This window comes from Embleya sp. NPDC020630 (assembly GCF_044334985.1).
Lineage (GTDB): Bacteria > Actinomycetota > Actinomycetes > Streptomycetales > Streptomycetaceae > Embleya.
In genome coordinates, this window is the sequence record NZ_JBIRUB010000039.1 from 28479 (window position 1) to 43018 (window position 14540).

General features: G+C 71.3%; 17 protein-coding genes. 9 read left to right on the plus strand and 8 right to left on the minus strand.

Annotation, left to right across the window (positions count from 1 at the left end):
- Positions 1-274: 274 nt before the first annotated feature.
- Positions 275-481, plus strand: coding sequence for a DUF397 domain-containing protein (locus tag ACH4XV_RS46675; RefSeq protein WP_395800415.1), 207 nt, complete (start codon positions 275-277; stop codon positions 479-481).
- Positions 482-493: 12 nt separating this feature from the next.
- On the opposite strand, the gene ACH4XV_RS46680 is transcribed toward ACH4XV_RS46675, so the two are convergent.
- From ACH4XV_RS46680 to ACH4XV_RS46695, 4 genes are all read right to left on the minus strand, one after another.
- Positions 494-1066, minus strand: a complete 573-nt coding sequence (locus tag ACH4XV_RS46680) for a Dabb family protein (protein WP_395800417.1) — start codon at positions 1064-1066, stop codon at positions 494-496.
- Positions 1063-1365 (minus strand): NIPSNAP family protein, encoded by a 303-nt coding sequence (locus tag ACH4XV_RS46685; RefSeq protein ID WP_395800419.1) that lies wholly within the window; start codon positions 1363-1365, stop codon positions 1063-1065. The genes ACH4XV_RS46680 and ACH4XV_RS46685 overlap by 4 nt, the downstream gene beginning before the upstream one ends.
- A 47-nt stretch (positions 1366-1412) precedes the next feature.
- A complete protein-coding gene (locus ACH4XV_RS46690; RefSeq protein ID WP_395800421.1) occupies positions 1413-2321 on the minus strand; it encodes a TIGR03619 family F420-dependent LLM class oxidoreductase in 909 nt (302 codons plus the stop codon).
- 213 nt (positions 2322-2534) lie between these two features.
- The gene (locus tag ACH4XV_RS46695) at positions 2535-2783 is read right to left on the minus strand and encodes a hypothetical protein (RefSeq protein WP_395800423.1); all 249 of its coding nucleotides are present in this window, start codon (positions 2781-2783) and stop codon (positions 2535-2537) included.
- A 168-nt stretch (positions 2784-2951) separates the two neighbouring features.
- Here ACH4XV_RS46695 and ACH4XV_RS46700 point away from each other — a divergent pair, with 168 nt between their 5' ends.
- The 8 genes from ACH4XV_RS46700 (at position 2952) to ACH4XV_RS46735 (ending at position 10894) form a co-directional block, all read left to right on the plus strand.
- A complete protein-coding gene (locus ACH4XV_RS46700) occupies positions 2952-4118 on the plus strand; it encodes a glycosyltransferase (RefSeq protein WP_395800440.1) in 1167 nt (388 codons plus the stop codon).
- A gap of 87 nt (positions 4119-4205) precedes the next feature.
- On the plus strand, positions 4206-4883 hold the full coding sequence (locus tag ACH4XV_RS46705) for a GntR family transcriptional regulator (RefSeq protein WP_380003526.1): 678 nt from the start codon (positions 4206-4208) through the stop codon (positions 4881-4883).
- A 140-nt stretch (positions 4884-5023) separates the two neighbouring features.
- Positions 5024-6148, plus strand: coding sequence for a TIGR03364 family FAD-dependent oxidoreductase (locus ACH4XV_RS46710; RefSeq protein WP_395800425.1), 1125 nt, complete (start codon positions 5024-5026; stop codon positions 6146-6148).
- 55 nt (positions 6149-6203) lie between these two features.
- Positions 6204-6881 (plus strand): phosphonatase-like hydrolase, encoded by a 678-nt coding sequence (locus ACH4XV_RS46715; protein ID WP_395800427.1) that lies wholly within the window; start codon positions 6204-6206, stop codon positions 6879-6881.
- A 27-nt stretch (positions 6882-6908) separates the two neighbouring features.
- Positions 6909-7997, plus strand: a complete 1089-nt coding sequence (locus ACH4XV_RS46720) for a 2-aminoethylphosphonate ABC transporter substrate-binding protein (protein WP_395800429.1) — start codon at positions 6909-6911, stop codon at positions 7995-7997.
- Between the two features lie 50 nt (positions 7998-8047).
- The gene (locus ACH4XV_RS46725) at positions 8048-9193 is read left to right on the plus strand and encodes an ABC transporter ATP-binding protein (protein WP_395800431.1); all 1146 of its coding nucleotides are present in this window, start codon (positions 8048-8050) and stop codon (positions 9191-9193) included.
- Positions 9190-10104: a 2-aminoethylphosphonate ABC transporter permease subunit gene (locus tag ACH4XV_RS46730; RefSeq protein ID WP_395800433.1), complete on the plus strand. Its 915-nt coding sequence runs from the start codon at positions 9190-9192 to the stop codon at positions 10102-10104. The genes ACH4XV_RS46725 and ACH4XV_RS46730 overlap by 4 nt, the downstream gene beginning before the upstream one ends.
- Positions 10085-10894, plus strand: coding sequence for an ABC transporter permease (locus ACH4XV_RS46735; RefSeq protein ID WP_126640128.1), 810 nt, complete (start codon positions 10085-10087; stop codon positions 10892-10894). The genes ACH4XV_RS46730 and ACH4XV_RS46735 overlap by 20 nt, the downstream gene beginning before the upstream one ends.
- Before the next feature lie 22 nt (positions 10895-10916).
- Here the strand turns inward: ACH4XV_RS46735 and ACH4XV_RS46740 are convergent, their stop codons facing one another.
- The 4 genes from ACH4XV_RS46740 to ACH4XV_RS46755 form a co-directional block, all read right to left on the minus strand.
- On the minus strand, positions 10917-11786 hold the full coding sequence (locus tag ACH4XV_RS46740) for a spermidine synthase (protein ID WP_395800436.1): 870 nt from the start codon (positions 11784-11786) through the stop codon (positions 10917-10919).
- A 53-nt stretch (positions 11787-11839) separates the two neighbouring features.
- A complete protein-coding gene (locus ACH4XV_RS46745; RefSeq protein ID WP_395800438.1) occupies positions 11840-12889 on the minus strand; it encodes a 5'/3'-nucleotidase SurE in 1050 nt (349 codons plus the stop codon).
- Positions 12890-13019: 130 nt separating this feature from the next.
- Positions 13020-13472: a hypothetical protein gene (locus tag ACH4XV_RS46750; RefSeq protein WP_126640126.1), complete on the minus strand. Its 453-nt coding sequence runs from the start codon at positions 13470-13472 to the stop codon at positions 13020-13022.
- A 101-nt stretch (positions 13473-13573) separates the two neighbouring features.
- Positions 13574-13831: a hypothetical protein gene (locus ACH4XV_RS46755; RefSeq protein ID WP_380003164.1), complete on the minus strand. Its 258-nt coding sequence runs from the start codon at positions 13829-13831 to the stop codon at positions 13574-13576.
- Positions 13832-14540 lie beyond the last annotated feature (709 nt).

A 14540-nucleotide genomic window follows, 5' to 3' on the forward strand; every position in this document is an offset into this window, starting at 1 on the left:
CCTCCTGTTGCGTGGGCTGCGTTTGCCCCCGCAAGCGGCCCCGCCCCGTCCCGTCGCTTTAAGTGATCTTGTAAGCGCGTAAAGTGAGGGTGCTCGGTAGGATGCTCCACGAAACCCGGCGGTGCAACTCTCGCCGCCACTTCGGTGTCCGCGTGTACACGGTTCACCCGATCGGGCGATGTCCCTGACCCTCACATGGAGGTCGGCTCCCACCTGGGGGAGGGGTTCGTGTCGCCCGGCGGCGGGACCTCGACAAGTCAGGGGTGACGGGCCGATGGCGACCTGGTCGCAGGAAACCTACGCACCGACGTGGCGACGGAGCTCCTACAGCAGCGTGCAGGGAAACTGCGTCGAAGTGGTGAATCGGCGGCCCAGCGAGGTGGCGGTGCGCGACTCCAAGCAACGGGCCTGCGCGGTCCTGCGGTTCACCGATCGTGAATGGACCCACCTGTTGGTTGCCCTTGTCGCGCACCGGATTTGACGACCAGTCAGGTCACTCCCCGGGCAGATCGTCGGTGAGCACCGGGGATTGGCTCCAGCGGAAGATGTGAGCCAGTACGGGTTCCACGATCGCCCCGGGTATCTCGCCGTCGAACCAGCGATCCACATGCGCCCAGTGATACGGGTTCAGCAGATATTCGCCGGTCAACCCCTCGATCGTGGCGTACTCCTGTTCCCACGCGTGGGTCCACGCGGCGTCGCCCCCGACCGGGTCCACCCGGGACAGCGCCCAGGAGCGGATGGTCCCGATGTGCTCCGGCATCGCGATCAGATCCGACTCGAACTCCGCGAGCACGTCGGCGGGAGTGCCCGCGCGCACGGTCAGCAGCAGGGTGCGCTTGATCCGCGGACCGGTCAGCGGCACGAAAGCGGCGCGCACCGGCCGCAGGGCGATCGCGTCGGCGGACGCGGGCAGTTCGGGCCGGGCGTCGGCGCGCAGATCCCACGACCAGCCGAGCCCGCCCACGCTGCCGGGCAGGTCCGGCCCCGCCGACAGACCCTCGGCCGCGAGTACCGAAGACCCGGGAGCGGGCGGCCCGTCCGCGCGGACCACCCACCGCCTCACGCGGACACCCCCGAGCCGCCCTCGGTCGGTTGCAGCGCCCGCCGCTGCCGCTCCAGCGCGTAACCGTCGGTGGCCGCCCAGAACGCCGCCACTTCCGGATCGGCCGCCGCGGCCCCGCGCATCGCGTAGAACGCGCGGATCCCCGGCAGGATCCACAGGATGTGCACGGTGGTCGCGTCCCGACCGGCGGGCGAGCGCCAGACCCGCTCCAGGCGCATCCCGCGCCGTTGCGCGCCCGGCAGATAACGATCATGGAACTGGCCCAGCCACCAGGCGACCTGATCGTTCGTCAGGGTCACGTGGTCGAGGATGCTCACGGTCTGTGGGATGGGCGTCGTGGGGGTGTTCACAGCTTGTCCGCGACGGTCTCGCGGTAGTGCGCGATCCGCTCGCGCAACACCCGCAGCCCCCGCGGCCCGGCCAGTTCGGCCGGGTTGGGGGCGAACACCAGGCGGCTCGCGCCCGCGTCGGTGAACCGGCGCACCCAGTTCGGGTCGTACTGGAGGTCGCGATCGCACGAGCCGGGCCACGCGGTGACCTCCACCGCGTCCGAGGCCCGACCGGCCGCGGCCATGCTCGCGCGCAGCAACTCGGCGCGCGCCTCGAACTCGTCGGGGGCGATCGTGTACGGGAACCAGCCGTCGCCGATCCGGCCCGCCCGGCGCACCGCCGGCTCGCTGTTACCGCCCAGCACCACCGGTACCGCGCCGCGTTCGGGGCGCGGCAGACAGTGCACCCGCTCGAACGTGGTGAACCTGCCGCGGAACGTGGCGGGCGCGTCGGCCCACAGTGCGCGCATCGCGCCCACACACTCCTCGAGCCGGGCGCCGCGCTCGGAGTACGCCGCGCCGACCGCGGCGTACTCCTCCTTCTGCCAGCCGATGCCCAGGCCGAGCAACAACCGGCCGTCCGAGTGCCGGTCGATGGTGGCGGCCCGCTTGGCCAGCACCACCGGGCTGTGCAGCGGCGCGACCACCATCGCGGTGCCGAAGCGCAGGGTGCGCGTGGCGCCCGCGAGGAAGGCGATGGTCTCCAGCGGGTCGGGCATCGGCACCACACCCGCCGCGCTGGGGGTGCGACCGGAATCCGAGTACGGGTACAGGGGCTCGTAGTCCTCGGCGACCACGACGTGTTCGACGGTCCACACGGACTCCACGCCGCACTCCTCCAGCGTGCCCGCGAAGTCGCGCAGGAAGCCGCCGGAGGTGATCAGACCGTCCGCGAAGGGCGCCATCACGCCCAGCTTGATCGTCATTCTGACGCCCTTTCAGATCCCGTGCCCGCACCCTGCCCCGGCGGGCGTGCGAGCGCAAGACCCGACCGACGGTGTCGTTGGACACGCGGCCGAGGGGTCGTCCGGGCGGTATGTGCGCGGCCCGCCGCACCGCGCGCGCCCGCCGTCGGGGTGCGGGCGCACGCGGTGACCGCGGGCGGGCCGGCCGGAGCCGGGGGACGGGCGGGAGGCGACCTACGAAAGCTCGACCAGCTCGTCGTGGCGGTACAGCGGGCGCAGGCCGTCCGCGAAACGCACCGAATACCACTGATATGGGGACAGTGGCGGCCGGTGCGCGTCCGCGAACACCTCGCAGACCTCGCCGATGTGCCCGGTGCTCAGGCCCACCTGCACCCGTACCCGGGTGCCGACCTCGAATCCCTGCCAACGGGTCGCCCCGCCTTTGTGAATCTGCTCCCGATCTTTCGTCGTCGCGTCGCCCATGACGGGCACCGCCCTTCTGCCGATGGGTAGTTCCTCGACTGTCGAGACAGCCCCCCTACCCGATATCGGCCCCGGCGCTCGCCCGCTTGACCGGAGCACTCCGTTCGCGCGCGGACTTCACCCGGAAGGAGCGTCCGGGTGGCGCGACGGAGCCGGCAGGCTTCCGATGTGGACGTCTTGTTGTGGATCACCGCGGTCTCCGGTCTCGCCTGGGTCTATCTGACGCTGTTTCACGGCTGGTTCTGGCGCACCGACGTGCGCCTGGCGCGGCCCGCCGTGCCACCCTCGGGCAGTGCCTCGGTGGCGGTGATCGTGCCCGCGCGCGACGAGGCCGCGGTGCTCGGGGAGAGCCTGCCCACGCTGCTCGCGCAGGACTTCCCCGGCCGGGCGCGGGTGGTGCTGGTCGACGACGGCAGTACCGACACGACCGCCGAGGTGGCCCGCCGGCTGGGGGCCGATGCCCGGGTGCCGCTGACGGTGACCTCGCCCGGGGAGCCGCCCTCGGGCTGGACCGGCAAGTTGTGGGCGCTGCGGCACGGCGTGGAGTCGGTCGGCGAGGTGGACTGGATCCTGTTCACCGACGCGGACATCGCGCACGCGCCCGATTCGCTGGCCCGGCTGGTCGGCGAGGCCGAGCGGGACCGGCTCGACCTGCTGTCGGTGATGGCCCGGCTGCGTACCCACACTCGGTGGGAGAAGTTGATCGTGCCGGCCTTCGTGTACTTCTTCGGCAAGCTCTTCCCGTTCCGCCGGGTGAACCGGCCGACATCCCGGGTGGCCGCCGCCGCCGGGGGATGTGTGCTGGTGCGGCGCACCTCGCTGGAGCGTGCCGGCGGGGTGGCGGCGATCCGGGACGCGGTGATCGACGACGTGTCGCTCGGCACGGCGCTCAAGCGCTCCGGCGGCCGGATCCGGCTGGTGCTCGCGGACGGTCCGGCGCGGCATGTGGACAGCGTGCGGCCCTATCCGGGGCTGGCCGACCTGTGGAACATGGTCGCGCGCAGCGCGTTCGCCCAGCTCCGGCACTCGTGGCTGCTGCTCGCCGGCACCGTGGTGGGTCTGGCGCTGGTCTATCTGGCCGCGCCGGTCGCGCTGGTCGCCGGGCTCGTCGGCGGCGATGTGCCGCTCGCGCTGCTCGGGCTCGCGGTGTGGGCGCTGATGACCGCGACCTATGTGCCGATGGTGCGCTATTACGGACGACCCGCGGCGGAGGCGGTGTTGTTGCCGGCGGCGGCCACGCTCTACCTGGGGATGACCGTGCACTCGGCGGTGCGGCACGCGCGTGGGCGCGGTGCGGCGTGGAAGGGTCGAACGTACCCGGCGCCGGCCGAATAGGCTCCCTTCGTGCCCAGACCGGACTCCACAGCCCGTCCCTATCGCGACGGCGTTCCCGAACACGGCCGCGTGCCCAAGTCGCACACGGTGAAGATGCGCCTGCTCCAACTCATGGACGAGTTGGGCGAGGACGCCCTGCTGCCCTCCGAACGCGAACTCGCCGCCGACTACGGCGTCGCCCGCTCCACGCTGCGCGCGGCGATCGGCGAGTTGGTGATGGAGGGCCGACTGCGCTCGGCGCGCGGGCGCGGCACCTACGTCGCGCCGCCGAAGCTGATGCAGCCGGTGAGCATGGGCAGCTACACCGAGGCGGTGCGCGCGATGGGGCTGACCCCCAGCCGACGTGTGGTCACCCTCGAACACCACGTCGCCAAGCCCGACCTGGCCGAACGGCTGCGGATTCGGGCCGGCGACCTGACCGTGCACGTGGAGCGGGTGCTGCTCGCCGACGACGAGCCGATCGGCCTGGAGAGCACCTACCTGCCGCTGGACCGGTTCCCCACGATCCTGGACGTGCTGCGCCCGGAGGGGTCGTTGTACAAGTGCCTGCAGGACGACTTGGGCGTGGTCTTCGCGGAGATGCACGAGACGGTGGAGACCGTCCTGGCCGCGCCGCGCGAGGCGCTGCTTCTGGAGACCAACCCGGCGCTGCCGATGTTGCTGGTCATGCGCACCTCCTACGACCCGCAGGGAGTGCCCATCGAGCGGGTGCGGGCGCTGTTTCGTGGTGATCGGATGGGATTCGCGACACGCATGCGGGCCTGACCGGGCGACTTTGATAACGAAGAGGTAACAGGTTCGGACCTTAACGGACTGTTCACCCGGACGACATACCGCCTCCGTGTGCTCGGCATCGGCCACTCCCAAGCTGGTCGCATTCGCCCCCGAGAACACGGAGGAAGCCGGTGCGAGTCATTGTCGTCGGAGGTGGCGTGCTGGGCACCATGCACGCCTGGCAGGCCATCGAGCGAGGTCACGAGGTCGTGCACATCGAGCGCGAGCGCGAGGCGCGCGGTGCGTCGGTGCGCAACTTCGGCCTGGTGTGGATCGGTGGCCGCGCCGGCGGCGACGAACTCGACACCGCGCTGCGGGCCCGCGAGATGTGGGAGCGCATCGGCGCCGACGTGCCCGGCATCGGCTTTCGCCCCAACGGCTCGCTCACCGTGTGCCGCGGCGCCGAGGAGGTCGCGGTCGCCGAGGCGGCACTCGCCCTGCCGGACGCCGCCGAACGCGGGCTGAAGCTGCTCACCCCGGAGGAGGCGCGCGGCCACAACCCGGCCCTGCGCGGTGCCTTCGACGCCGCGCTGTGGTGCGAGCGCGACGGCGCGGTCGAGTCCCGCGTCGCGCTGCCCGCGCTGCGCGGGCGGATGGCCGAATCCGGCCGGTACACCTGGCTGCCCGGCCGTGAGGTGCGCGACCTGCTCCCCGCCGGCACCGGGGTCCGCGACGACCACGGGCACACACACGAGGGCGACCTGGTGGTGCTGTGCACCGGCGCGTGGCTGAGCGGCCTGGTCCGCGAGCTGGCCCCGGAACTGCCGGTGCGCCGGGTGCGCCTGCAGATGATGCAGACCGACCCGCTCGACGAGGCGCTGACCACCTCGGTCGCCGACGGCGACAGCTTCCGCTACTACCCGGCCTACGCCGGCACCGCCCTCGAGGCGCTGCGCGCCGCCCGCCCGCAGGCGCCGGTGCCCACCGAGCACCGCATGCAGCTGCTGATGGTCCAGCGCCTCGACGGCGGGCTGACCATCGGCGACACCCACGAGTACGACGAGCCGTTCACCTTCGACGTCGACTCCGCGCCCTACACGCACCTGGTCGAGGTGGCCGAGGCCCTGCTCGGCCGACCGCTGCCGGCCGTGCGCCGCCGCTGGGCCGGGGTGTACGCGCAGACCGTCGACACCACCCGCGTCGTGCACCGCGAACAGGTCGCCCCCGGGACCTGGCTGGTGACCGGCCCAGGCGGGCGCGGGATGACCTGCTCGCCCGCGATCGCGGAACGCACCGCCGACACCGTCGGCCTGTGACCCGGCCGCCCCTTCCCGCCCCACTCGTTGCCCAAAGCCCCCCGGAGCACCACTCATGACGAACTATCAGCTCGCCGTCCTGGACATGGCCGGCACCACCGTCGCGGACGACGGCCTCGTGGTCGAGGCGTTCACCCGAGCGATCGGCGCGGTCGGCGTCGAGCCCGGCACGGCCGACTTCGAGCGCAAGCTCGGCTACGTCCACGACACCATGGGCGAAAGCAAGATCACCGTCTTCCGGGCCCTGCTCGACGGCGACGAGGAGCGCGCCCGGGCGGCCAACCTCGCATTCGAGGGCGCCTACGCCGACCTGGTCGCCCAGGGCCGCTGCGCGCCGATCGAGGGCGCCGAGGACACCATCCGCGCCCTGCGCGCGGCCGGCGTCAAGGTCGCGCTGACCACCGGCTTCGGCCGCCCCACCCAGGACGCGATCCTGGCCGCGCTCGGCTGGGCCGACCTCGCCGACCTCACCCTGTGCCCGGCCGAGGCCGGCCGCGGGCGACCCCACCCCGACATGGTGCTCACCGCGGTGCTGCGCCTGGGCGTGGACGACCTGCGCGCGGTCGCCGTGGTCGGCGACACCGCGTTCGACGTACTCACCGGACTGCGCTCCGGTGCCTCCATCGCCGCCGGTGTGCTCACCGGCGCACACGACCGCGCCGCGCTCGAAGCGGCCGGCGCCACCCACGTACTCGGCTCCATCCGCGATCTTCCCGCCCTGCTCCAGGGCTGATTCGACGTCTCGAAAGGGCGATTCCCCATGCGACGCATCCTCGGCCTCACCGCCGCCGCCACCGTGGTCGTGCTCGGCGCGAGCGCCTGCGGCGGGACCGGCGGGAGCGGCTCGGACGACACCAAGCCGGCCGCCAACGCCGCCCCCGGCGGCGCGCCCGCGAAGGGCTCCGGCAGCGTCACCGTCTACTCGGTGGACGGCCTCGCCGACTGGTACACCAAGCGTTTCGCGGACTTCGAGAAGAAGACCGGGGTCAAGGTCAACCTGGTCGAGTCCGGCTCCGGCGAGGTGGTCACGCGCATGGAGAAGGAGAAGGGCAACCCGCAGGCCGACGTGGCGATCACGCTGCCGCCGTTCATCCAGCGCGCCGCCCAGGCCAACCTGCTCACCGCCTACACCCCGGCCGGCTCCGACAAGGTGCCCGCCACCGGCAAGGACGCCCAGGGCCGGTTCACCGCCGTGGTGAACAACTACGCCTCCTGGATCTACAACCCGGACACCGCCAAGCCCGCGCCGACGAAGTGGGCGGAGCTGACCGACGGCCGGTTCAAGTCCAAGCTCCAGTACTCCACGCCCGGCCAGGCGGGCGACGGCACCGCGGTACTGATCCAGCTCCAGCACCTGTACGGCAAGCAGGGTGCGCTCGACTACCTCAAGCGGCTCGAATCCAACAACGTCGGCCCGTCCTCGTCCACCGGCAAGCTCCAGCCCAAGGTCGGCAAGGGCGAACTCAGCGTGGCCAACGGCGACTTGCAGATGAACCTGGCGTCGATCCACAACGACAAGTCCAACTTCAAGGTCTGGTTCCCGGCCGACGACGCGGGCAAGCCCTCGACGTTCGCGCTGCCCTACTTCATGGGCCTGTCCTCGGGTGCCCCGCACGCCGACAACGGCCGCAAGCTGATGGACTACCTGCTCTCCACCGAGGCGCAGGCCTCGGTCTCCGCCGACGCGCTCGGCCTGCCGGTCCGCGAGGACGTCAAGCCGACCGACGCGAACGCCGCCGAGATCACCAAGGCCCTGGAGGGCGTGGAGATCTGGGCGCCGGAGTGGGACACCGTCCTCAAGGACCTGGACGCCGACCTGGCCGCCTACAACAAGGCCGTCGGTCGCTGAACCGCCGGCGCACACGTCCGGAATCAACCGCGGACAGGGAGGGAACCCGCATGACCGCACCAGCCATCGAGCGCACCGCGTCCGCCGTCGCGAGTGCCGCGCCGACCGAATCGGCGATCGGCATCCAGGATCTGACGGTCCGTTACGGATCCGTCACGGCCCTGGAGGGGCTGAGCCTGGAGGTCGCCCGAGGCGAGACGGTGGCCCTGCTCGGGCCCTCAGGCTCGGGCAAGTCCACCGCGCTCAAGGCGGTCGCGGGTTTTCTCCGGCCCGCCTCGGGCCGGATCACCCTGGTCGGCCGCGACGTCACGTACGAGCCGCCGAACAAGCGCGGCATCGGCGTCGTGGTGCAGAACTACGCGCTGTTCCCGCACATGCGCGTCGCCGACAACGTGGCGTTCGGGCTCAGGGCCCGCCGGGTCTCGCGCGCCGAGGTGGGCCGCCGGGTCACCGAGGCGCTGGACATGGTGGGGATGGCCGGCTACGCCCGGCGCTATCCCCGCGAGTTGTCCGGCGGTCAGCAGCAACGGGTGGCGATCGCACGGGCGTTGGCCATCCGGCCGCCCGTACTGCTGCTCGACGAGCCGCTGTCCGCGCTCGACGCCACGCTGCGCGCCGACCTGCTCGGCGAACTGCAGCGGCTGCGAGGCGAGTTGCCCGACGTGGCGATCATGTACGTGACGCACGACCAGACCGAGGCGCTGGCGCTCGCCGACCGGATCGCGGTGATGCGGGACGCGCGCCTGGTCGACCTCGACGCGACGGATCGGCTGTACCGCCGGCCGCCGAGCGAGTTCACCGCGTCCTTCCTGGGCGCGGCCAACCTGCTCGACGCGCGGGTGCTGGCGGATTGCACGGCCGGGGACGACGCGGTGCGGGTGGCGGTGGGCGGGCTGACCGTCGCGGCCGACCCGACCGGGGCGTTCGCCGAGGGCGCGCGGGCGCTGCTCGTGGCCCGCCCGCACACCCTGGGGGTGACCGAGGCCGACCGGGCGGACACGCTGCCCGCGCGACTGATCGCGACCCAGTGGCGCGGCGCCGACTACCGGCTGACCTGCGTGTTGGAAGGCGACGCCGAGCGGGAGATCCGGATCGACGTCACCGACCTGGCCGCGGTGCCCGCGCTCGGCGAGCGGTTGGGCGTCGCGCTGCCCGCCGAGCCGTGCGTGCTGGTCCCGGCGGGAGCGGGCGGATGACCGCGACGCTGACCGAGCCGCCGATCGCGACGAAGCCGGCCCCGGCCCCGGTCCGCGAGCGGCGGGGCCGCGGTGGTGCGACCCGCGCGTTGTGGGTGCTCCCGCCGCTCGTGCTCGCCGCCGGATTCTTCCTCTATCCGCTCGCGCTCGTGGTCAAGCAGTCCTTCGTCGACAAGAACGAGAACGTCGGCCTCGACGTGTGGCGCGACGTACTGAACTCGCCCTCGTTCGGCGACGCGCTGTGGAACACGGTCAAGATCGCCGTGTTGTCCACGCTCGGCTGCCTGGCGGTGGGCTTCTTCCTGGCCCTGGTGTTGTCCTTCGTGCCCTTCCCCGGCTCGCGCGCGGTGAGCAGGATCGTGGACACCGTGCTGGCCTTCCCGTCCTTCCTGATCGCGCTCGCCTTCACCTTCCTGTACGGCACGGCGGGCGTGGTCAACGCGGCGGCGGACAAGCTCGGCCTGGGCGAGCCGCTGGTCGGCTTCCTGTACTCGCCGTGGTGCGTGGTGCTGGCCGAGATCACCTTCTACACCCCGTTCGTGATGCGCCCGCTGCTCGCGGCCTTCGCGCTGGTGCCCCGGGAGCGCCTCGACGTCGCGGCCTCGCTCGGCGCGGGCCCGCTGCGGGTGATCCGGCAGGTGCTGCTGCCCGAGGCCTGGCCTGCGCTCGCGGCCGGCGGCAGCCTGACCCTGCTGCTCACCCTCAACGAGTTCGGGATCGTGCTGTTCATCGGCGCCAAGGACGTCACCACGCTCCCGATGCTGGTGCACGCCAAGGGCGCGGTCACCTTCGACTACCCGGGCGCGTGTGTGGTCGCGGTGGTCGAGGTCGCGCTGTCGCTGACGCTCTACACCGTGTACCGATTCGTCTTCTCCCGGACAGGAGCCGGCCGTGCTGGTCTGGTCGCGTAGCGGACGCGCCCTCGTCTGGGCGCTGTTCGCACTCGTCTTCGCCCCCCTCGTGCTCGCCCCGCTGGCGATCCTGGGCATCGCCGCCTTCGCCGGCGACTGGAACAGCGTGCTGCCGGCGTCCTGGACGAGCGAGAACATCCGCGAGGCCACCGCGGGCACCAACTACGACAGCCTCGTGGTGAGCATCGAGACCGCGCTCGGCGCCTCGCTGATCGCGATCGTGGTTGGCACGTGGGCGGCGATCGCCGCGCGCGGTGCGCCGCGCTTCGTACGCCGGCTCACCGACGCGGTGTTCCACCTGCCGGTCGCGGTGCCCTCGGTGGTGGTGGGCCTCGGCATGCTGGTGGCCTTCAGCGACGGTCCGATCCTGCTCAACGGCACGAAGTGGATCGTCATCGCGGCGCACGCGGTGCTCGTGGTGACCTTCGCCTACTCGACGGTGTCGGCGGGCCTGGACCGCACCGACGCGGCCTTCGCCGAGGTCGCCGCCTCGCTCGGGGCGAGCCCGGCGCGGGTGCTGCTGCGGGTGCGACTGCCGATGTTGCTGCCCTCGATCACCGCGGCAGCGAGCCTGGCGATCGCCCTGTCCATGGGCGAGGTGGGCGCGACGATCATGGTCTACCCGGCCGAGTGGCGCACCCTGCCGGTGTCGATCTTCACCCTCACCGACCGGGGCAAGGTGCTCCTCGGCTCCGCGGTCACCGTCGTGCTGCTGGTCGCGACCCTGGTCGTGCTCATGGTCGTCGGCCTGTTGAAGGGCCGGGTGGAGGAGCGCCGGCGGCGACGGTAGCGGGTCCCGGCCGGCCCACCGCTCAGTTCTTGCCGAACGTACGCGCGGGCGGGGCCGGCGACGCGACCGCCGTGGCGTCGTGGACCACGGCGGCGCCCCCGGTGAAGTCGCCCAGCGCCGGACCGTGCTCGACCCGGCCGGGAAACGGATCGGCGGCGGTGCGCCGGGCCAACTCGGCGATCGGCAGTTCGCCGTGCGAGGCGACCAGCACGACATTGCCGAACCGCCGCCCGCGCAACACCGCCGGATCGGCGACGAGCAGCAGGTTCGGGAAGACCGACCGCATCGTGGCCACCTGCGTGCGAACGAAGGAGAGCGGCCCGCCGTCGGCCAGATTCACCGCGTACACCCCGCCGGGGGCCAACGTCCGGGCCACCTCGCCGACGAACTCGGCCGAGGTCAGATGCGCGGGCACCCGCGAGTCGGCGAACACGTCCACCACGGCCAGGTCGAACGCGGCGTCCGGCGCCCGGGCGGCCACCTCGCGGGCGTCACCGGTGCGCACCCGGATCTGCCAGGTGCGATCCCACGGCAACGCGCGCCGGACGAACTCGACGAGTTCCCCGTCCAACTCCACTACCTGCTGCCGCGAACGCGGCCGGGTGGCGGCCACGTAGCGGGGCAGGGTCAGCCCGCCGCCGCCGAGGTGCAGGACCCGCAGCGGCTTGCCGGCGTCCGCGATCAGGTCGACCAGGTGGCCGAGCCGGCGGACGTATTCGAACTCCAGCCAGGTCGGGTCGTCCAGATCCACGTGCGACTGCGGCGAACCGTGCAGCCGCAGCGTCCAGGCCCCGGCCCGATCCGGATCGGGTTCGAGCTCGACACTGCCGGACGCCACCTCGGCCCGGACCGGCTCGGGGGCGCGACCGCGTCGACGCTGCTTGTCTGCCATCGCTCCAGTATCGAGCCGCCGTGTGCCCCACCCCCGCGGCAGGTCGGCCGGCGTCAGCGGCCGGTGGTGACGAACCGCTCCAGGCGATCGTCCTCGCCGCCGCGCAGCGTCCGGTCGCCGGTCACGGCGGAGACGGTGATGTTCCCCTTGTTCAGTTCGGTCCAGTCGGCCCGCCGCTTGGTCTCCGGACGGCAGAAGGTGCCGGGCGACGCGCAGTCGCCCTGGCCGATCGCGAACGTGTCGCCGTCGACCGCGGCCGTGTAGCGGATCGCGACCACGGTCTCGGTGCCGATCTCGGTCCAGACCGGTCGGCCGATCCGCTCGCCCGGCACCACGTTCGGGTGGTTGATGTTGACCACGTACCGGTCCGACAGCACGTTGCGGTCCTTCAGCTGTGCCACGTACGAGGGCAGGAAGTCGGCGAACGCCCGGTAGGTGGCCGGGGTCACCTTGAACGTCTCCATGTCGAAGCCGCCGCTGAGCGCGATGGCCGGTTTGCCGTTGTCGTTCGCGGCGATGGCGGCGCCCAGCGTGCCCGAATCGTTGGTGACCGAGGCGACGTTGGGCCCGGAGTTGATGCCGGTGAGCACCAGGTCGGGACCGTCGTGCCAGCCGACCTTGGCGGCGAGGCCGCCGCGCAGGGCCAGTCGTACGGTGTCCACCGGTGTCGCGCTCGGGGTCGTCGGGCCGCACGGGGCGCTGCCCTTGCACACGCCGAAGACGGCTCCCTTGCTCGGCGCCCCGGCACAGTCGCCCTCGAAGCCGGCCGGCAGCGCGGTGCGCCTGGACACGGTGAGCGCGCCGCCGCCGGTGGCCGCGGTACCGAAACCGCTCATGTACTGCCACGGTGCCATCACCACGACGTCGGCCCCGGCGGTACACAGCGCCCGGCGTACCTCGTAGATCCCACGGCCGTCGGCGCCGTCCGGCTTGGCGTTCTGCATCGAGTCGTCGTTGCTCAGCAGGATCCGCATGCCGGCCACGGAGGGGCGGTGGTCACCGTGCTTCGGGGCGGCGTCGGCGCTCCCGGTCAGGGCCAGGAGGAGGGCGCCCGCGCCGAGGGCGGCGGGCAGGGCGGCGATGCGCTTCCGCTGGAGCTTCATGGGTCCTCGACTCGACTTCGTACCGAATGCGGAGGAATCGGTCGGCGAGTGTTCACGACTCGAACACTCGCCACCGATTCGGGTGCGAGTGAACGTAGAAGCTGAACCTAGTGAGTGAAAGGTTTGAGATCTAAACGTTACCGATGAGCTTCAGTCGAGGGCTCTCCGCGGGCGGCAGGGCCTGCCACGAACAGCTCTCCGCGGCGAAGAAGCACTGCGACCGACCGACGACATCGCCTGCGTCGACCGGCTCGTAGGCTCCGGGCCCGTCGACCGGATCGAAGTCCAGATAGAACAGATCGCCGTAGGTCTCGTCGGTGAATCGCGAGAGCACCGGGTCGAAATAGAGCATTCCGGAGAAACCCTTGCCGTGTTCGACCCGATAGTCCCGAAGCCCCGTAAGAGTGAACTCCACGGGAATCCACGGCCAGCCGTGTTCCCGATCCCTGGCATCGACCAGGACGCGGGCGGTGGCGCCGTTCGGACTGAACGGATCCTCGATGTGGACGCGGGTGACACACCCGTTCCCGAAGTCGAACAAGCCCAGGAGGTCGCCCAGGCTGTCCGGGGTGAGCAGCGACATGGGGCCCTCCGGTCGGTGGCGGTGCGATGCGGTCCTTGCACCCATCATCGCGACTGGTGCGCCGCCACCGTACGGAAGTATCGAGCCGATCGTGATCGCGCTCAGACCCGGCGGGCCAGGCGCTCCAGCAGTGCGGCGGCCCCGAGGTACACGAGAACGGCCAGGCCGCAGTTCACCGTGACCCGGACCTTGGGGTTGTCGGGGGTGAAGAAGTCCTTCGCCCAGCGGGTGAGCCAGTCCGACCAGTCGGCGATCGTGTCCACCGCGTCGTTGGCGGGATTGGCCTCGAAGACGAACAGAACGATGTGCAGGACGATGATGACCACGATCACTGTGACCACGGCGCGTATGACGGTCACGATCGGGTTCGCTCGTCGTGCTCGGGAGGTCACCATGCCGGGAGTCTGCTCGCGTTCGAACAGCCGAAACGGAGCCTGTCCGCGCCGGTTTGCGGTCGGGACCGGGCACCGGTAAGGTCCTCCAAGTTGCCCGACAGGGAGACCTGAGACAGACACGAGCCTAGGTGCTTGTGCTGGCTGGTCCCGGGGCGGCGAATCCGATCATTCGAACGAAGTGTGCTGCGCCCTGCGCATCGCACGCGTAGTTCCGTGCTCGGGTGTCCCCGCAGATTGCCGGAACGCGAATTGCCACCGATTAGACGGTGGGAAATGCGATCCGCTAATGTTCGGGGGTCGCGGAAAGCAGCGGGAAGAACAAATTTCCGAAGCCGAAGCAATGAGCGAAGCGGGTCGGAAGACCTGCTAGGCTCGAAGGGCCGGAAGCCGAAGGAACGAGAGTTTCGAGGCGGAAAGCAAACGGACGAAAAGCGGGTCGGAAGATCTGCTAGAGTCTGAAAGGCGGAAAGCGCGGGAACGCGCCGGACGCCGAAAGCGAGGAAAGCGAAGCGGCCGAAACGGTGTGCTAAGCTGGAGACGCGAAAGCGAAACAAGAGAAACACAAAGCAGCACAAACCGAACGTCAAACGCCCGGAGGGCGCGGTTGATTCCGCACCGAAGGAAGCGTCCGTTCCTTGAGAACTCAACAGCGTGCCAAAAGTCAACGCCAAAG